14 protein-coding genes and 1 tRNA gene are annotated in these 17,776 nt (G+C 64.6%); 5 read left to right on the forward strand and 10 right to left on the reverse strand.

Annotation, left to right across the window (positions count from 1 at the left end; translation table 11 throughout):
* Nucleotides 1–19 precede the first annotated feature (19 nt).
* On the forward strand, nt 20–325 hold the full coding sequence (locus tag AX724_RS00290) for a conjugal transfer protein TraD (RefSeq protein WP_066762180.1): 306 nt from the start codon (nt 20–22) through the stop codon (nt 323–325).
* 37 nt (nt 326–362) lie between these two features.
* Nucleotides 363–584, forward strand: coding sequence for a conjugal transfer protein TraD (locus AX724_RS00295; protein WP_066762183.1), 222 nt, complete (start codon nt 363–365; stop codon nt 582–584).
* A 3-nt stretch (nt 585–587) separates the two neighbouring features.
* Here the strand turns inward: AX724_RS00295 and AX724_RS00300 are convergent, their stop codons facing one another.
* Together AX724_RS00300 and AX724_RS00305 are read right to left on the reverse strand one after the other, a co-directional pair.
* Nucleotides 588–1,127 carry a hypothetical protein gene (locus AX724_RS00300; protein WP_197421432.1) on the reverse strand — a complete coding sequence of 180 codons (540 nt, stop codon included), beginning with the start codon at nt 1,125–1,127 and terminating at the stop codon, nt 588–590.
* A 127-nt stretch (nt 1,128–1,254) separates the two neighbouring features.
* The gene (locus tag AX724_RS00305; RefSeq protein ID WP_066762187.1) at nt 1,255–1,890 is read right to left on the reverse strand and encodes a hypothetical protein; all 636 of its coding nucleotides are present in this window, start codon (nt 1,888–1,890) and stop codon (nt 1,255–1,257) included.
* Between the two features lie 139 nt (nt 1,891–2,029).
* Here AX724_RS00305 and AX724_RS23200 point away from each other — a divergent pair, with 139 nt between their 5' ends.
* Entirely contained in the window at nt 2,030–2,218 is a 189-nt protein-coding gene (locus AX724_RS23200; protein WP_156447958.1) for a hypothetical protein, read from the forward strand.
* A 251-nt stretch (nt 2,219–2,469) separates the two neighbouring features.
* Here the strand turns inward: AX724_RS23200 and AX724_RS23205 are convergent, their stop codons facing one another.
* The 4 genes from AX724_RS23205 to recJ form a co-directional block, all read right to left on the reverse strand.
* Nucleotides 2,470–2,856 carry a hypothetical protein gene (locus AX724_RS23205; protein ID WP_156447959.1) on the reverse strand — a complete coding sequence of 129 codons (387 nt, stop codon included), beginning with the start codon at nt 2,854–2,856 and terminating at the stop codon, nt 2,470–2,472.
* A gap of 126 nt (nt 2,857–2,982) precedes the next feature.
* The gene (locus tag AX724_RS23210) at nt 2,983–3,729 is read right to left on the reverse strand and encodes a hypothetical protein (protein ID WP_156447960.1); all 747 of its coding nucleotides are present in this window, start codon (nt 3,727–3,729) and stop codon (nt 2,983–2,985) included.
* A 240-nt stretch (nt 3,730–3,969) separates the two neighbouring features.
* Nucleotides 3,970–4,044: transfer RNA gene (locus tag AX724_RS00320), tRNA-Glu, on the reverse strand.
* A 100-nt stretch (nt 4,045–4,144) separates the two neighbouring features.
* The gene (recJ, locus tag AX724_RS00325) at nt 4,145–5,911 is read right to left on the reverse strand and encodes a single-stranded-DNA-specific exonuclease RecJ (protein WP_066762194.1); all 1,767 of its coding nucleotides are present in this window, start codon (nt 5,909–5,911) and stop codon (nt 4,145–4,147) included.
* 176 nt (nt 5,912–6,087) lie between these two features.
* Here recJ and AX724_RS00330 point away from each other — a divergent pair, with 176 nt between their 5' ends.
* On the forward strand, nt 6,088–8,160 hold the full coding sequence (locus AX724_RS00330) for an autotransporter assembly complex protein TamA (protein ID WP_066762195.1): 2,073 nt from the start codon (nt 6,088–6,090) through the stop codon (nt 8,158–8,160).
* Nucleotides 8,160–12,368, forward strand: a complete 4,209-nt coding sequence (locus AX724_RS00335; RefSeq protein WP_066762196.1) for a translocation/assembly module TamB domain-containing protein — start codon at nt 8,160–8,162, stop codon at nt 12,366–12,368. Before AX724_RS00330 ends, AX724_RS00335 begins: the two co-directional genes overlap by 1 nt.
* Nucleotides 12,369–12,377: 9 nt before the next feature.
* Here AX724_RS00335 and AX724_RS00340 read toward each other — a convergent pair whose 3' ends face one another.
* The 4 genes from AX724_RS00340 to AX724_RS00355 all read right to left on the reverse strand — a co-directional run bounded on the left by AX724_RS00340 (nt 12,378) and on the right by AX724_RS00355 (nt 17,701).
* Nucleotides 12,378–13,160 carry a transglutaminase-like domain-containing protein gene (locus tag AX724_RS00340; RefSeq protein WP_066762348.1) on the reverse strand — a complete coding sequence of 261 codons (783 nt, stop codon included), beginning with the start codon at nt 13,158–13,160 and terminating at the stop codon, nt 12,378–12,380.
* Nucleotides 13,161–13,626: 466 nt separating this feature from the next.
* Nucleotides 13,627–14,700, reverse strand: coding sequence for a recombinase RecA (gene recA, locus AX724_RS00345; RefSeq protein WP_066762200.1), 1,074 nt, complete (start codon nt 14,698–14,700; stop codon nt 13,627–13,629).
* A gap of 122 nt (nt 14,701–14,822) precedes the next feature.
* The gene (locus AX724_RS00350) at nt 14,823–15,179 is read right to left on the reverse strand and encodes a response regulator (RefSeq protein ID WP_066762201.1); all 357 of its coding nucleotides are present in this window, start codon (nt 15,177–15,179) and stop codon (nt 14,823–14,825) included.
* 164 nt (nt 15,180–15,343) lie between these two features.
* Nucleotides 15,344–17,701: a response regulator gene (locus AX724_RS00355; RefSeq protein ID WP_231736420.1), complete on the reverse strand. Its 2,358-nt coding sequence runs from the start codon at nt 17,699–17,701 to the stop codon at nt 15,344–15,346.
* Between the last annotated feature and the right edge of the window lie 75 nt (nt 17,702–17,776).

A 17,776-nucleotide genomic window follows, 5' to 3' on the forward strand; every position in this document is an offset into this window, starting at 1 on the left:
GACAAGAATGGAGACTGTGATGCGTAAACCTCGCGATTTCGATACGGAACTGAAAGCCCTTGCCGATAAGGCCAAGGCGCTGAAGGAACGCCGCGTGCGCCAGCTTGGCGAGTTGGTTGCCGCTACGGGTGCTGATGCGCTCGACACCGATCTGCTCGCGGGCGCGCTACTCGATGCCGTAGCCATGCAGGATGCCGCGACAAGGGAGGGCTGGCGCAAGGCGGGCGCGGCCTTCTTTCGCAGCAAGCAACGCAAGCCTGCGCCGCGATCTGAACGCCACGCGGAAGGCGCTCTACCGCTCGAAGGCGGCGCGGCATCGCATTGAGGCAAGCAAGGCGCGAACCGACACGCGGAAATGGGTCATGAAACGGCGGGAGAGAACGCGGACCTTGATCGAGCTTGGCGGCCTCGTCGTCAAGGCCGGGCTGGTCGATTTGACCGACGATGATCGCGCCACAATCTACGGCGCGTTCCTCACGGTCGCGGACAGGTTGCGAGGCGAGGAAGGCGATAACGTGCGCGCCCTATGGCGGCGCAAAGGCAAGCGCGCGTTCGAGGCGGAACAGGAAGCGCCAAGCCGATAACATCTATGCCACCAATACTGGCGGGGGCACAGGCTTGGACGGAGCGCAAACGGGAGGCTTCCATTCCTGCCGCACCAGCGGTTCGCTTGCCCTGCTCATGGGCGCTTCGCTATCATAGCAAGGGTGGATTCCGATCGTATCGCCCCAATCGACGGCGCATAGGCCAGCGTCTCCCGCAAGAAGCCGCACAGCGTCATAAGGCCGAAACCATCCATGCAGCGCGCGCGACGATTTGCCCTCCACAAAATCCGAAGCCAGCATCACGCCATAAAGGGACTGGCGCGTGACCTGTCGGATACGGTCGCCGACAGGTCCGGCCCTGATGTCGAACCGATACCATTCAGGGATCGCGCCGGGGTCGCATATCGCGTCGGGCGAATGATCCAGCGTGCGCGGCAATATGCGAAGCTCGTCAGCAATATCGACGGTGAAGGTCGATTGCTGTTTTTCGGTCTGCTGCGGTTGTTCGGCAGCATCGTCATCACCTGCCGTCGCGTTGGTGCAACCGGGAATGGAAAGCGGCACGATCAATGCCGTATGCATCAGCGTTGCAATCAGCAAGGGCAGAAGCATTTCCCGCCTGTTGTGCCGTTCCCCGCTCAAGGCTGTGCCGCAAAGCGACAAGCGCCTTCGTCGGGAACGGGCAGATGATCGGCATCGGTGGGCAGCATCATGACCGCACATTCCGAGGGAAGCCATCGCAGCCCTTTGGGCGCTGGTGTCCGGTCACATCCGCGATGCGGTTGAGCAAGGCGCGCATGAGCGTGCGAACCCGATCAGGGGTGAACCCGCCATCATCCATCGGCGGGTCGCCGATCAGATGCGGATAGCCCCATTTCCAGTAGGGCGTGAGAATGACCGCAAGCCGTGCCATGTCGGGACAGTCATGCCCGAACCCGGTGGCGTTGGCATAAGCCAGCGCCTTCGCAATATCCTGCCGGATATGCGCTGCATTCCAGTCATCGGCGAACCCTATATCCAGAAGATGAGCGCACAGCGCCAGCTTGGCGACTGCCCCTGCCGTGTGCAGCGTCACGCGGGTGGAATCGGCAAAGAAACCGGCCTCGATCGGGCAGAAGGAAATTTCGGCGCTTTTATAGCGGTCACGGCTCAACGATCGGCCTGCCTTGGTCCGAACGAGCGTTGCCGGTTCGTCCTCATAGCGTTGGTGAAGCAATGTCAGCGCCTTCGCCCAGGGCGAAGCGATGACTGATGCTGCGATCGGCGTAGCGGTCAGTCCCCGCAGCAGCGCCCGGCGTGAGGTGCCGCCTTTCGAATCACTGGATGGAGGATCGAATGAAATCATGTGCCTGCCTCCTAGGTTCGCCATCCCGGCAGCGTCGTCCGACGCGCAGGGAATATTAAGCGGCACCGCTTATAACCTGAAAAGCAGGAAATGTTCAATAACCGGCACCGCTTAATCTGGTTCCGGTTGAACAGGTGTCATGCACGGCTACGACGCAATAATGGGAAGGCCGCCGCTCAACGTGAAATCGACCAACATCCGCTTGCCCGAAGGTCTCGGCGAGCGGATTGACAAGCTCGTCGGACGGCAGCGCCGCGCAGCCTTCATTCGGGAAGTGCTGGAGCGGGAAGTCGAACGGCGCGAGAGCGAGCAAGGCAAGGCTGGATAACAGGGGTTTTCGCCCCTGACGGAAAACCCTCAAAACGCGATTGTCGGCCACCTTATCAATCCGACAGTGATATTCGGACAGTTCAGGCGGAAGCAGGACCGCGCAACGCCGGAATTTGCCTGATCAGAGCAGACGCGCGTGGCTCGTGGCCAGAATTGATGTGTTTTTCGACGCTTCACGGCAATATGGCAATGGTCGCAATCCAATAACGATGCTACGTCACTTTGCCAGAATAATATTGGATCCAAACGCTAATTAGACTTTTCACCCGGAACGTCTTGGCGCTGCTTTGCAAGCTCTTGTATTAAAATGACTCGTTTATCGGCGACGCAGGCTGAAAGATCGCGCTTAACGCTTTCCTTCATCGTTAAACGCACTTCTCTCGAAAGCGATTTTTCATCAGTTGCGGCGATTTGCGGTGCCAACTGATCCGCGCAGGCATCAAACGCTCTGCAACCAAGATCGTCGATATCCCGGTCGCCACTCGATGTTTTGGTAGAGCACCGTAGCTTGCTCCCTCGGATTGCGTATTTGCCCGACCAATGTGACAACCTTTGCCCGATAACCACGATTTCCGTTTGTTCGGGTTCGGCCATAGCTTGTTGCGCCACGAGCAAAGCGGTTATCAGGATCAGCATTTGTCCTCCGGCGTACAAAAACAATACGGCGAATGATATCAAGCGTCGGATCAAAAACCAGCTTCCCGATATGGGCGGCGGAAATCAGGCGATAACCGCCGCGTGCCATATCTCTTCGGTGTGAGGCTATGAGGCTCGCGCTCGCTCTATCAGCGCATTAGCCAGCGGTATCTGTCCTGTCAGCGCGACAGGCTGATCTCGATTGAAATCATGCCAGCGTTCATCCTTCCAACTGAGCGCCAAAACCTTCACTAGCTCAATAAAGCCTATGTTTGAGGACCGGATAGCTTCGCGAAGTGTGTCAGGCATGGTCTGCCACGCCCGTTCTACCTCGGCTTCAAACTCGGTTTCGGCTAACTCATCTAGCGGCTGTCCCTTCTCATCCCAAAGGTGCGCCGCGACCATCACCGGCTTGACCATTACAGTCCAGCGGAACCGGGAGCCGCTTTGTTCCGCATACCCGACAAGAGCGAGGTACTTCATCGCGACCTCCCATTTTTCAGGGCAGGTGAACCAATTGCCACGATCAGGTAGGCCGCCATATCCGCAGGCCACACGAACAAACGCTTCGAGAATCTCCGGCACCAAATTGCTCACGTCATGCGTGGCAAGGAAATCTGGCATTTGTTCCGCATCAACGATGAAAACATTTATGGTTCGGCCATCGGGGCACTTTCCAGGTGGAAAGACGCCGATCGCTTCAAGAGCCGCGTGGGCGAACTCGAAATCAGTCATTGCGCTATGCCAAAAGGTATCCCCCTTACGGGCAGGGCCTGCCGAGCCTTCGGCCTTTACAAGATGATTAGCGAGGGCCGCAGCCAAATGGCCGCTTAGGCGACCTTCCAAAGTTCCGATGGCGATAGGCTTGTTCATCGCGCTCGAATATAGACTTTCGCTTAAGTTCGCGTTTCCATACCGACAATCAGGTGATTTTCATACCCCATGCGCTGCACGGCTATTTTATGTGAAGCTGGTCGGGGGAGGGGCTGATTCCGTCCCGTTATGTTCCGAAAGATGCCATCAGGCCCCACGAAAAATGTGGGAACGATTGTGGCCCAGATTTGGTCGGAAAAGAGATTCATCGTGCAAAAACAATGCGATAAGTCGCTTGACTGGTGACCCCTACGGGAATCGAACCCGTGTTTCAGCCGTGAAAGGGCCGCGTCCTAACCGCTAGACGAAGGGGCCGTTCGTCGCGCCGCCGGTGGCAGCGCGGTGAAGCGAGGGCGCAATTACGAGTAGACGGGAGCAGGGTCAAGCCCCGCTGGTAAGAAAATTGCGCGCCGGCTCAATCGGCCCAGGCCGCATCCTCCAGATGCAGTTCGGCGGCGGGACGGCTGCCCCAATCATCGATCTTCGCCTTGCCCGCGACCCAGAGCCGCCGGTCACGCGGCGCGCCGAGGATCGCCTGCCCAAGCTGGGTTTCAGCCTGGCGGAAAGCGATGGTCTTGATCGACCGGCCATCGTCGCCCGCCATCACTGCGCGCAAATGACCATTGCCCACGACATCGGCCTTCACGACCCGCATCGGCCCGGCGGCGATCAACGGGGCGGGCCATCCCGCGCCATAGGGGCCGCCTTCGTCTATCGCGGCGACGAAATCCGGGTTCACGCCCGCCGGCGCGAGCACCGCATCGATCAGAAGCGCGCGGTCGTCCCGCGCCTTGGCCACCGCCGCCGAAAGCCGGTCGTCCAGATAATCGGCCAGCGCATCGATCCGGTCCGCCGCCACCGTCAGTCCCGCCGCCATCGCATGACCGCCGCCCGCGACCAGCAGGCCGCTGTCCTTCGCCGCCAGCACCGCCGCGCCCAGATCCACGCCCGATATCGACCGGCCCGAACCCTTGCCCACGCCTGCCTCGTCCAGCGCGATCACGATGGCGGGGCGACCCGCCTTTTCCTTGATGCGGCCCGCGACGATGCCGATGACGCCGGGATGCCAGCCCGGGCCCGCAATCACCGCGACGGCGCGGTTTCCCTGCGCCGCGAGCATTTCTTCCGCCTGTTCCTGGACCGTCGCCTCGATCGCGCGGCGTTCCTCATTATAATGGTCGAGTTGCGCCGCTATGCGCGCGGCCTCCAGCGGATCGTCGGTCGTCAGCAACCGCACGCCAAGATCCGCCTGCCCCACCCGGCCGCCGGCGTTGATCCGGGGGCCCAGCGCGAAGCCCAGGTCGTGGCACAGCGGCGGACGGGTCAGGCGGCTGGCATCGATCAAAGCGGAAAGGCCGACATTGCGGCGACGGGCCATGACCTTGAGGCCCTGCGCCACGAAAGCGCGGTTGAGGCCCTTCAACTGCGCCACATCCGCCACCGTGCCCAGCGCGACGATGTCGAGCAGGTCCATCAGCGCGGGCTCCGACCGGTTCGCGAACCAGCCGCGCGTGCGCAGCACGCGCACCAGCGCGGCGCTGAGCAGGAAGGCGACGCCCACCGCAGCCAGATGGCCGTGACAGGCGGCATCGGGATGTTCGTCCAGCCGGTTGGGGTTCACCAGCGCGAAGGCATCGGGCAACTGGGTCGCGCATTTGTGATGATCGACCACCACGACGTCCACGCCCGTCGACCGCGCCATCGACAGCGCTTCGAACGCCTGCGCACCGCAATCGACCGTGACGATCAGCGTCGCCCCTTCGCCTGCCAGCCGTACCAGCGCCTCGCCCGACGGGCCATATCCTTCCATCAGACGGTCGGGGATATAGGGTCTGGCATGCAGGCCAAGATCGCGCAGCACGCGGATGAGCAGCGCCGCGCTGGTCGCGCCGTCCACGTCATAATCGCCGAAGATGCGCACATCCTCTTGCCCCTGCACCGCGTCGGCCAGCCGTTCGGCCGCGGCGTCCATGTCGCGGAACAGGCTGGGATCGGGCATGAACTGGCGGATCGTAGGGTTACGGTGCGCCTCCACCGCGTCGCGCGCGCAGCCCCGCGCCAGCAGCAATTGCGTCACCAGATCGTCGGGCCTGCTCGTCGGCACCCGGCCATCCGCCTGCGCCCCGCGCCAGCGCCAGGGCTGGCCGCTGATCGACCGCGATATGTTGAGGGCGAATGTCATGATCCTGCTTTAGCGGCCGGCGAGTCCGGTGGGAAGCCGGGCAAATCATGTCGGACACGGAACCACGCCAACCGGTTCTGCGTATTGGCCCTTTACCGGGCTGTCACAACGTGCGCGGTACGGGAAAGGGGCAGCGCAGCGTGGGCAGGGAACGACAGGCACTTCATGTCCGGCGAATGCTGGGTCTGCTGCTGCTTGGCGCGTCTCCCCTTCCGCTCGCAGCCCAGACCACCCCCTCTTCCCCTTCCGCCCCGAACCAGGCGGAAGAGCCAATCGTCCCCGACGATGAATTCGACGCGCGGATGCCCAAGGTGGAAGGGAGCGATCCGAAAGCCCAGCTTCCCTCGATCGACAGCTGGATCGACCAGCAAATGCCGTCCCAATCGACGGCGCCGGCCGCATTGCCCCCGGCAACCGAGCCCGCCGAGGATCAGGAACTGGCCCAGCCGCTCCCGCCGCTCGACAGCGTCACCGTCCCGGTCACCGTCGCGGCGGACAGCGATCCCAATGCCAAGCTGCCGGAAATCCGCTACGCCACGCAGATAGAAGGGTTCGGCAAGACCGGGCTGGAGGATGAGTTCCGTGGCGAATCCGCGTTGATCGATGGCAAGGGCCGCGCCGACACCGCCACCATGGTGCAGCAGCGCGCCCGCGAGGACGAAAAACTGGCGGTGCGGCTGCTCTATTCAGAGGGCTTTTATGATGCCACCGCGCTTTCCAGCCTGGAGCAGGATGGCGACAATGCGCTGAAGGCGGTCGTGTCCGTGACGCCGGGCAAGCGCTACAAGATCGGCAATATCGTCATCACAGCCGATCCTACCGTCCCGCCCGATCTGGTGCGCGACAGCCTGCCGCTCAAGACCGGCGACTATATCGTGGCCGCCAATGTCGAAAGCGCGGAGGCCAATGTCGGCGTCCGGCTGCCTGAAAACGGCTATCCCTTCGCCAAGGTCGGGCAGCGCGACATATTGCTCGACGCCGCCACCGTCACGGGCGACTATACCCTGCCGGTCGAAGTTGGGCCGCGCGGGTCCTTCCGCCGGATCGTAACCAGCGGCGACAAGCAGGCGTTCGGCGCCGATCATATGGAAGTCATCAAGCGCTATAAACCGGGCGAGCTGTACGACAGCCGCAAGGTCGATGATTTGCGCAAGGCGCTGGTGGCCACCGGCCTCTTCTCCTCCGTGGCGGTGGAACCGGTGCGAACCGGCGAGCCCGGTCCCGACGGCACCGAATATGTCGACCTGTCCGTCGAACAGGAGGCAGGGCCGCCGCGCACGCTGGCGGGGGAAGCCGGTTACGGCACCGGACAGGGATTCCGCGCGGAAGGGACGTGGACGCACCGCAACCTCTTCCCACCCGAAGGCGCGCTGATCGCAGGCGTGGTCGCGGGCACCCAGGAACAGGGCGTGTCCGGCACCTTCCGCCGGTCGAACGCGGGAAAGCGCGACAAGACCTTCCAGGCGGGCGTCACGCTCAATCATCAGAATTACGATGCCTATGAAGCCTTCACCGCCGGCGTGAACATCGGCTGGTCGCGCCAGTCGACACCGATCTTCCAGAAACGCTGGACCTACAGCTACGGCGCGGAAATCCTGGGCACCAACGAACAGGTGGTGGTCGACCCCGCGACAGGCGACAAGACGCGCCGCACCTATCTGATCGGCGGGCTGCCGGTCCAGATCGGCTACGACCGGTCGAACGATTTGCTGAACCCCACCAAGGGATTCCGCGCCAATCTGCGCGCCGAACCGGAAGGGTCGCTGCAGGGCAATTTCTCGCCCTATCTGCGCGCGACCTTCGACCTCAGCGGCTATTATCCCGTGTCGGACAGCCTGGTGATCGCCGGCCGCGCCCGTGTCGGCACGATCAGCGGCGTGGCACGCGACGATGTCGCGCCTTCGCGCCGCATCTATGCCGGCGGCGGCGGATCGGTGCGCGGCTACGGCTATCAGGAACTGGGGCCCAAGGACGTGAACAACGATCCGATCGGCGGCCGTTCGGTCAACGAATTCGCGGTGGAGGGGCGCTATCGCTTCGGCAATTATGGCGTGGTCGCCTTCGTCGATGGCGGACAGGTGTATGAAAGCCAGATCCCCAAATTCAGCGACATGCGATATGGCGTGGGCATAGGGGGCCGCTTCTACACCAATTTCGGCCCCTTCCGCGCCGACATCGCCATGCCGATCGACCGGCAACCGGGCGAATCCAAATTCGCCATCTATATCGGCATTGGGCAGGCCTTCTGATGGCGCAGGACGACACCCTCCCCCCTTCCGACGCCGTCGTGGTCCGCGAAAAGCGGCCGCTCTGGCAGAAGATCGCGATTGGCGTCATCGGCCTTGTGGTCGCGCTGTTGCTGCTGGTCGGCGGGTTGCTGCTCGGCCTCAACACGCAGCCGGGCAAGCGTTTCCTGATCGGCCAGATCGCCGCGCTGCAGATGGAATCGGGGATGAAGATCGAGGTCGGCCGGATCGAAGGGTCGATCTACAGCGACATGGTCATCCACGATCTGGTGCTGCGCGATCCCAAGGGCGTCTTTGCCGTATCCCCGCGCGTTCACGTGGTGTGGAAACCGTTCCGTTACGTGAACAACCATATCTCCGTCAGCCTGCTGGAAAGCCCGCTGATCGTGCTGGCGCGCAGTCCTCAGTTCAACGTGACGCAGAGCGACCCCAACGCGCCGATCCTGCCCGATCTCGACATCGACGTCGACCGGATGAAGATCGCGCGCTTCGTGCTGGCGCGGCCGGTGATCGGGCAGAAGCGCGAGATCGCGATCGACGGCGTCACTCACATCGCCGACGGCCGCGCGCAGTTGTCCGCCAGCGCCATCGTGGACAGCGGCGATCGGCTGCAGGCGAAGCTGGACGCCGTGCCGGCACAGAACCGCCTTGCCATGAGCGGCACGCTGACCGCGCCAAAGGATGGCATCATCGCCGCCATGTCCGGCCTGACCGACGGCATGACCGCGACCCTGGACGGCCGGGGTAGCTGGCAGGCATGGGACGGACGGATCATCGCACGCACGCCCAAGGGCGAGTTGGCGAACATCGCGCTCGCGGCCCGCAACGGCAATTTCACGGCCAAGGGTCCGGTGCGCCCCGGCCTGGTTTTCGCCGGGGCGGTGGACCGGCTGACCGGCCCGCAGATGGACGTCGACCTGTTCGCCGGCCTGAACGAGCGCCGCGTGAACCTCAAGGGCACATTGCGTTCGCCTGCCCTGGCCGCCGACGCACAGGGGTTGATCGACCTTGGCCAAAGCCGTTTCAGTGCGTTGCGCATCAACGCCGCGCTGCTGACCCCCGGCGCGATCATGGCGAAGGTAAAAGGCCGCGACGTACGCGCCTCCGTCATTCTCGACGGGCCGATGGCGACCCCCTTCATCGATTATGACCTGAGCGCGAAATATGTCGCCTTCGACGCGACGGGGATCGAAAATCTGAAGGCCAGCGGGCGGGCGGTCATCGATGCCGACCGCATCCGCATTCCCGTAAACGCCACCGCCAGCCGGGTGACGGGCCTCAATGCGGCGGCTGGCGGCCTGCTCAACAACCTGCGGGTGAAGGGCGATTTCGCCTATGCCGCGGGCAAGCTCATCAGCGACAATCTGAAGATCGACAGCGACCGGGTGGACGCGACCGCCATCGTTCTCGCCGATCTTCCGAACGCCATCTATCGTGGCGCGCTCAAAGGCCGGGTGAACGATTATCGGATCGACGGCGTCGGCATCGTCAACTTGACCACCGATGTCGATCTGGTTCCGGGGCCCAAGGGCGGCTTTGGCCTTTCGGGCCGTTTCGGCGTGCGGACGGCACGGTGGGAAAATGCCTCCGTCCGCGACTTCCTGGGCGGCAATGCGATCGCCAGCGGGCGTATCGGCATGACGCCGGAGGGCAAGTTCACCCTCGCCGGCCTCAAGGGCGCGGCACCCAATTTCACCATCCATTCGGGATCGGGCAGTTACGATACGGACGGACGGGTCGCCTTCGACGCGCGCGCCTCTTCCAAGCAATATGGCCCGCTGGCGCTGACGGTGCGCGGCACCATGGAGCGGCCCCAGGCCGTGCTGCGCGCGGCGCGGCCCAATGTTGGCGTGCAACTGACCGATGTGGTGGCGAAGCTGAATGGCGAGGCGGCCGGATACCGGCTGGAGGCGACCGGCGGATCGCCCTATGGCCCCTTCTTCGCCAATGTGCTGATCCGCACGGCGCAAGGCCCCCTGACCATCGATGTCACCAAGGCGCGGTTCGCGGGCGTCGACATGAACGGCCGCATCCAGCAAAGCGCGGCCGGGCCGTTCACCGGCCAGCTTGCCATGAACGGGTCGGGCATTACCGGCGCGGTGCGGCTGGGGGCTGTGGGCAAGGCGCAGTCGGTGAACCTCAATGCGACGGCCAGCAACGCCAAATTGCCGGGGGAGGCCGATGTCGTGATCGGCCGCGCCATCCTCACCGCATCCATGGTGCTGACCGATCAGCCACAGGTCCGGGCCGATGTGCAGATCGCCAATGCGGCCTATGGCGACTATATCCTCCGCAAGGCGCGCGGGCGGCTGGACTATAGCGGCGGACGCGGACGCGCGCAGCTGGTCGCGGACGGTTCCAGCGGCGTTCCCTTCTCGATCGCCGCCAACGCGGCGTTGCGGCCGGACCTTTATGCCGTGGCGTTGCAGGGACGCGCCGCGAACATCGATTTCCGCCTGGCGCAACCGGCCATCATCCGCAGCGAACAGGGCGGCTACCGGCTGGAACCCGCCACGCTCGTCCTGCCGCAGGGCCGGGTCGATCTCGCCGGGCGCTTTGGCGGCACGACCGCGATGCAGGCGCGGTTCAAGGATTTCGACCTTGCCATATTGAATATCGCCGCGCCGGGGCTGGGCGTGACCGGACGGGCGACCGGCGCGCTCGATTTCACGCAGGCAGGCAGCGCCTTCCCGACCGCCACCACGCGCCTGGCCATCAGCGACTTCCGCCGTTCCAGCCTGACCACTGTATCGAACCCGGTGTCGATGAACGTCGAGGGCAAGCTGTCGGCGGCGGGCGGCGACATGCGCGGGCTCATCCGCCGGGGCAACGCGACGCTGGGTCGCTTCGTCGCCACCCTTGCGCCCCCCGGAGCCGGCACAAGCTGGTCCGAGCAGTTGCAGAACGCGCCGCTTAGCGGCGGCATCCGCTATGCCGGGCCGGCGGACGTGCTCTTTTCCTTCGCGGGTCTTGCCGACCAGCAGTTGACCGGCGGCCTCGCCCTGGCGGCGGATTTCGGGGGCAGGCTGGGCGCGCCTCGCCTCAATGGCGTGGTCCGCGCCAACGCGCTGACTTATGAGAATGAGACGTTCGGAACGCGGGTCACCCAGATGCGGCTGGACGGTCGCTTCACCAATGACCGGTTCGACATCCGTGATTTCTCCGGCCGCGCCGGCGACGGCACCGTGCAGGCATCCGGCACGGTCGGACTGGCGGCGGACAGCGGATTTCCGATGAACATCGCGGTCAAGCTGGACCGTGCGAGGCTGGCGCGCAGCGAGGCGATCACCAGCGTCGTCAGCGGCACGATGGCCATTACCAACAGCGCGGCCGATGGCGGGCTCATAAAGGGCGACCTGACCCTGCCGGAAACACGCTACCGCGTCGCCTGGCAGGGCGGAGCCGACATCCGCCAGCTGACCGGCGTCAGGCGCAAGGCCGACAATGCGGATCCCCTTGCCGCGCGCACGGCCGCACGCCGGGAGGCGACCGCGCCGGCCACCTGGAAGCTCGATATCCGGGTCCGCGCCGACAATGAAATCTACGTGACCGGCATGGGGCTGGATTCCGAATGGAAAACGGACATGCGCGTGACCGGCACGACCGCCGCGCCCCGCGTCACCGGCCGGCTGGACGTGCTGCGCGGCCGCTACAGCTTTTCTGGCCACCAGTTCAATCTGGATGAAGGGGCCATCAGCTTCAACGGCCCAATGACCAACCCGACGCTGAACATCCAGGCGACCACGCGGATCGACACGGTCAGCGCCGGCATCCGGGTATCGGGCAGCGCGCAACAGCCCGACATCGCCTTCATCTCCACGCCCACATTGCCGCAGGACGAAATATTGGCGCGCATCCTGTTCGGCGACAATGTTGCGAACCTGTCGGCGGTGCAGGCGGTGCAACTGGCAGCGGCGCTCAACAGCCTGCGCGGCGGCAGCGGCGGCCTGAACCCGATGGGCAAGCTGCAGGGCGCATCGGGCATCGACCGCATCGGCATCGTCAGCGGCGACGAGGGGACCGGGCGTGGCACCTCACTCGCGGTCGGCCAGCATATCTCCAACAATATCTATGTGGAGGTCATCACCGACTCCAAGGGCTTTACCGCCACCCAGCTCGAAATCGCCCTGTCCCGCGCGTTGAGCCTGCTGTCGAGGACCGGCACCAACGCCGGATCGTCGGCGAACCTGCGATATTCGAAGGACTATTAGGGCGGAGCGTCAGTCGGCCGCGGTCACGCGGATCGACTGCGCGTTCATTGTCGCGCCACCGAAGATGGTCATGAAGGCTATGTCGGTGGCGTCCCGCCCCACCGCGATGCGCACCATTTGATCGACGGGAGCCAGCCCCGTCGCATCGACGATGTGCCAGGCTCCGTCCAGCCAGACTTCCACCACCGCATGGAAATCCGGCGGGTCAAGGCCCAGGGCATAGACGGACACGAGCCGCGCGGGGATGTCGCGCGAACGGATCAGGGCGGCGGTCAGGTGCGCGAAGTCGCGGCAGACGCCCTGTTGCGCGACGAAGGTGTCGGCCGCGGTCGTGCTGATGTTCGAACTGCCCGGCTCATAGACGAGGTTGGCATGGACCCATTCGACCAGCGCCCTGACCAGCGGCCCGCCATCAAGATCGGGGAAATGCCCGCAGACGAAGCTGACGAAACGATCGGCTTCGCAATAGCGGCTGGGCCAGATGAAGGGCAGCACCTCTTCGGGCAGGCTGGGCAGCGGGCTCTTGGCCAGCGTCGCCAGATCGACGGCGGGCCGATCGACGTCCACGACGGCATGGTAGGTGCTGACCATCCGGCCCGTGCCGGTGCGGGTCCATGTCCAGCGGCCGACACCGCTGCCGCCCCGCTTGTTGGTGAGCGGCCCTGCATTGTCGATGATGTGTGACTGGATGACGATCTGCTGGTCGGGCAGCGACGCGGCCTCGACCGCGAGCAGCACGTCGGTGGGTTCGACGAAATCATAGTCGAGTATCGCTTCGATCGCGACGCGCATGGGGTGATGTCCAAATGTCAGAGGAACGACCGATTCGAGCGGCGTTTGCAGCATCGGGGCGTCGCTGGGTGTTGGCAAGCGGCGTTTGCCTGCCAGGAGCATAAAGGCGTGGTATCGGTGGAGGCATCCAGCCGGCATCTTGCCGGCGGGCTGTCGCCTTTGCCTGGACGTCTGAACGGACGGATGCCTGAACGCGGCGGCGCCTGCGCCCTTATTCACGCCCGCACATCGTCGTGCGCATGATCGCGAGATAGGATTTCCAGCGCTTAACTTCGCATATGTCCCGCAGAATTTGATCTTTCGTTGCGCGGCGGTGATCCTATCGGAAAGCGGCTCTCGCCGGTCCCGAACGGTAAAAGGCCCGCTGCGCGGGGACACGCGGCGGGCCTTTTCGGTGCGTGATGCGCAAGGCGGGCTCAAGTTCAGAAGCGCGACCGGATGATCCGTCCGGACGCTGCCGTTGAACTTACTCGCCATCATCCTCCGCATCGGGTCCGGTCATCATGCCTTCCGCGACAGCTTCGGTCCGGCCGCGAATCGCCTTTTCCAGCTTGTCCGCCATTTCGGGATGTTCGCGCAGGAAAGTCTTGGCGTTCTCCCGCCCCTGTCCGATGCGGACGGAGTCGTAGGAGAACCAAGCGCCCGATTTTTCGACCAGCCCGGCCTTCACGCCGATGTCGAGCAGTTCGCCGATCTTGGAAATGCCTTCGCCATACATGATGTCGAATTCGACCTGCTTGAAGGGCGGCGCGACCTTGTTCTTCACCACCTTCACGCGCGTCGCGTTGCCGACGATGTCGTCGCGATCCTTGATCTGGCCGGTGCGGCGAATGTCGAGCCGGACCGAGGCATAGAATTTGAGCGCGTTGCCGCCGGTCGTGGTTTCGGGATTGCCGTACATCACGCCGATCTTCATGCGCACCTGGTTGATGAAGATCACCATGCACTTGGACCGCGATATCGATCCGGTAAGCTTGCGCAGCGCCTGGCTCATGAGGCGCGCCTGCAGGCCGACATGGCTGTCGCCCATCTCGCCCTCAATCTCCGCGCGGGGCACCAGCGCGGCGACCGAGTCCACCACCAGCACGTCGATGGCGTTGGAGCGGACCAGCGTATCGACGATCTCCAGCGCCTGCTCGCCGGTGTCGGGCTGCGACACGATCAGTTCGTCGATATCGACGCCCAGCTTCCTGGCATAAACGGGATCGAGCGCATGTTCGGCGTCCACGAACGCCGCCGTGCCGCCGCCCTTCTGCGCTTCGGCGATGGCGTGGAGCGCCAGCGTCGTCTTGCCCGAGCTTTCCGGGCCATAGACTTCGATGATCCGCCCCTTGGGCAGGCCGCCGATGCCAAGCGCGATGTCGAGACCGAGCGAACCGGTGGAGATCGCCTCGATCTCCAGCTTTTCGCGGCTGCCCAGCTTCATCGCGCTGCCCTTGCCGAAGGCGCGGTCGATCTGCGCCAGGGCCGCGTCCAATGCTTTCTGTCTGTCCATGTTTCCCGTCTTCTTGGAATCGATGAGTGAGAGCAGTGCAGTCATCGGCCAGTCCTTCAGTCAAGCGGAGCGCGTGAGTCTCCGGCGCCTGGCGATGATGTATCCTGTTTGTTCCACCAGAACAAGAGGGGAACGGAAATTTCCTATCAAAGTGGCGAAATGCCGCCTCAGCCGCCCAGAACCTTGTCCAGCGCCCGTTCGACCGCGCCGATCGTGAAGGGCTTGGGCAGGGTCGGCCGGTCCGCATGGCTGGCGGGCAGGTCGTCGGCCATGCCCCCCGTCGCGAAGATGAAGGGGATGTCGGCCTGCGCCAATATGTCGGCGACGGGCCAGCTCTTTTCGCCCTGCAGATTGCAATCGACCAGCGCCGCGTCGAAGCCGCCCTCCCGCGCATGGGCGCAGGCTTCCTCGACCGTGGCCGCGACCGCGTGCAGGCGATAGCCGAGCGTGTCGAGATAATCTTCCAGCATCATGCCGATCATCGCTTCATCCTCGACGACCAAAATGCTCTTGCTGTCCGACATGATGCAAGTCCCCGTTTCCAATCCCGAATCGCTAGCCGATAGATGGTCCCTTGCCCAGTCAATTCATCTCGACCGAGATCGAGGGTCTGATCCAGGCGGCGCGGTCGAGGCGCGTCGAGGCAAAGCTGAAGGACGACGAAGGAAAAGTTTCGGGCGATTGAACGCTATTCCGCCGCCGATCGCTGCGCCATCGCCTCGCGCGCGGCCTGCGCCAGCTGGCTTACGGAGAAAGGCTTGGGCAGGAAGGCGACATTGGCGATGTCGATCGACTTGCGCAGCTGTTCCTCGGCATAGCCCGACATGAACAATACCGGCAGGTCGGGATGGGTATGGCGGGCACGGGCGACCATCGCCGGGCCATCCATGTTGGGCATCACCACGTCGGAAATCAGCAGGTCGATCTCCTCCCCGCCCGCAAGCACCTCAAGGCCCTGCTCGCCGTCATTGGCGGTCAGCACCTTGTAGCCCTGCCGCGTGAGCGCGCGTTCGGCCACCGCGCGGACCATGTCCTCGTCCTCCACCAGCAAGATGGTGCCCGTGCCCCATGTGTCCGCCCGCGCGGAGATGGCGGACGGCGCGGCCGGCTGCTCCGCTTCCCCGCTGTGCACCGGCAGGTAGATGACGAAGCTGGCGCCCCGTCCCAGTTCGGATTCGGCGAAGATATAGCCGCCCGACTGCTTGACGATGCCATAGACGGTCGACAGGCCAAGGCCCGTGCCCTTGCCCAGTTCCTTGGTGGTGAAGAAGGGCTCGAAAATCTTGGCCAATATGTCCGGCGGAATGCCAAGGCCGGTGTCGGACACGCGCAGCGCACTATAATCGGCGGCGGGCAGGATCTGTTGCCGCATCTCCCGCACCCTGGCGGCGGGCACGGCATAGGTCTGGATGTGCAGCGTGCCGCCTTCGGGCATCGCATCGCGCGCGTTGACGGCAAGGTTGACGATCACCTGCTCCATCTGGCCGGGGTCTGCCCGGACCGCCCCCAGATTGCGGCCGTGGGTGACGTCCAGCTTCACATTCTCGCCCAGCAGGCGTTTCAGCAATGTGGACACGTCGGCGACGATGTCGGGCAGCTGCAAAATCTGCGGCCGCAAGGTTTGCTGGCGTGAAAAGGCGAGCAGCTGGCGGGTGAGCGCGGCGGCGCGGTTGCTGTTCGACTTCACCTGCTGGATGTCGTCATAATCGCTGTCGCCGGGGGTATGGCGCATCAGCATCAGGTCGCAATGACCGATGATCGCGGTCAGGATGTTGTTGAAATCATGCGCGACGCCGCCGGCGAGCTGGCCGATCGCCTGCATCTTGGTCGCCTGCGCCACCTGGCGCTTCAGCATCGATTCCTCGCTATTGTCCTTGAGGCTGAGCAGCACCGCCGCTTCGCCCAGGCCGCGCACGCCCGCCAGACTGAGCGCCACCGGATCGTCGGGATTGTCGCGCATGCGCACGGCGATGTCGCCCGACATTTGCGGCCCCACGGCAAAGCGGCGCACGGCGTCGGCCACCGCTGCCTGATCCTCCCGCACGACAAGGTCGCCGGGATAGCTGGGCTTGTCCCCCGTCTTGATGCCGGCGGCGCGGGCGAAGGCATGGTTGGCAAAGAGCATACGCCCGTCGCGGTCCGCCATGGCAAGGCCGAAGGGCAGCAGCGACAACAGGGTTTCGATATAGGACAGCGCCGACGTGCCGCCGCCGCCCGAAGGCTCGTCGATCAGCAGCAGCAGCATCGGTCCGTCCTGCGCCGACGCCTGGACGCCGTGCGGCTGGGCCGCGCGCTTCAGCGGCACCTGCAGCAGGTGGAGCGGCAAGCCGCCCTGCTCCTCCCGCGCCAGGAAAAGCCGGCCCTTGTCGTCCACGCGCATATGGGCGGCAAAGTCCCGGCCGGTGATATTGGCGTCGATGCGCCCCGCCGCGCGGAGCAGGAAGGCACCGTTGGCGGCGCGGATGCGTCCTTCCCCGCCGATCATCACCGCCATGATGCCTGCTTCGCCCAATTGCCGGCCAGCTTCCCCGGTCAGGAAGCGGTGTACGTCGTCCAGCGCGCTGGGCAGGCGGACGGGCGTGAAGCGCCAGAGCAGGTATTCCTCCGTCCGGCCGGTGCGCGTCACGTCAACGTCCAGCCGCAGCGCACCCTGCACCAGGCCCTCGTGCCGCGCCTCGCCATCGCGCCATGCCGCGCGCGCGACCGAAGCGAGACTGGAGGACAGCGCCTCGTCGGCGGTGACGGCCGGCGGGGTGGGATAGCCGGGGAACCATTCGCCGAACAGGTCGCTGGCGCAGACCAGCTTTCCCGCCCGGTCCGTGACCGCGATCGCCATGGTGGAAGCGTCGGCGGCGGCCCGCGCCACGGTCCAGTCGGGGGTGGCGTCGCGGCTGACCACATCGGGCGGATAGAGACGCTGATACCAGACCATCAGCGCGGCCGCGGTCAGGACGGCGGCGGCGAAGCCAGCGGCCAGAGGCAGGCTGCCGGCGGCGTAGAGCACGAGCAGGGCAGAGGCCAGGGCCGCAACGATCAGCAGCGGCATCGCCAAGCGCGAGCGCGGCTGGTTCAGCCAGGCATCTTCACCCCTTTTCAACCCCATACCCCTGCAATCACCCGG

The organism is Sphingobium sp. CCH11-B1, from assembly GCF_001556865.1.
Lineage (GTDB): Bacteria > Pseudomonadota > Alphaproteobacteria > Sphingomonadales > Sphingomonadaceae > Sphingobium.

What these genes read in the sequence shown, in the direction of transcription:
- AX724_RS00295 (WP_066762183.1), top strand. Translation starts at nt 363, where the DNA reads ATGAAACGGCGGGAGAGAACGCGGACCTTGATCGAGCTTGGCGGCCTC.
- AX724_RS00330 (WP_066762195.1), top strand. Translation starts at nt 6,088, where the DNA reads ATGCTGGGTCTGCTGCTGCTTGGCGCGTCTCCCCTTCCGCTCGCAGCC.
- AX724_RS23210 (WP_156447960.1), bottom strand. Translation starts at nt 3,729, where the DNA reads ATGAACAAGCCTATCGCCATCGGAACTTTGGAAGGTCGCCTAAGCGGC.
- AX724_RS00300 (WP_197421432.1), bottom strand. Translation starts at nt 1,127, where the DNA reads ATGCATACGGCATTGATCGTGCCGCTTTCCATTCCCGGTTGCACCAAC.
- AX724_RS00305 (WP_066762187.1), bottom strand. Translation starts at nt 1,890, where the DNA reads ATGATTTCATTCGATCCTCCATCCAGTGATTCGAAAGGCGGCACCTCA.
- AX724_RS00340 (WP_066762348.1), bottom strand. Translation starts at nt 13,160, where the DNA reads ATGCGCGTCGCGATCGAAGCGATACTCGACTATGATTTCGTCGAACCC.
- AX724_RS00335 (WP_066762196.1), top strand. Translation starts at nt 8,160, where the DNA reads ATGGCGCAGGACGACACCCTCCCCCCTTCCGACGCCGTCGTGGTCCGC.
- AX724_RS23200 (WP_156447958.1), top strand. Translation starts at nt 2,030, where the DNA reads ATGCACGGCTACGACGCAATAATGGGAAGGCCGCCGCTCAACGTGAAA.
- AX724_RS00355 (WP_231736420.1), bottom strand. Translation starts at nt 17,701, where the DNA reads ATGCCGCTGCTGATCGTTGCGGCCCTGGCCTCTGCCCTGCTCGTGCTC.
- AX724_RS23205 (WP_156447959.1), bottom strand. Translation starts at nt 2,856, where the DNA reads ATGCTGATCCTGATAACCGCTTTGCTCGTGGCGCAACAAGCTATGGCC.
- recJ (WP_066762194.1), bottom strand. Translation starts at nt 5,911, where the DNA reads ATGACATTCGCCCTCAACATATCGCGGTCGATCAGCGGCCAGCCCTGG.
- recA (WP_066762200.1), bottom strand. Translation starts at nt 14,700, where the DNA reads ATGACTGCACTGCTCTCACTCATCGATTCCAAGAAGACGGGAAACATG.
- AX724_RS00350 (WP_066762201.1), bottom strand. Translation starts at nt 15,179, where the DNA reads ATGTCGGACAGCAAGAGCATTTTGGTCGTCGAGGATGAAGCGATGATC.
- AX724_RS00290 (WP_066762180.1), top strand. Translation starts at nt 20, where the DNA reads ATGCGTAAACCTCGCGATTTCGATACGGAACTGAAAGCCCTTGCCGAT.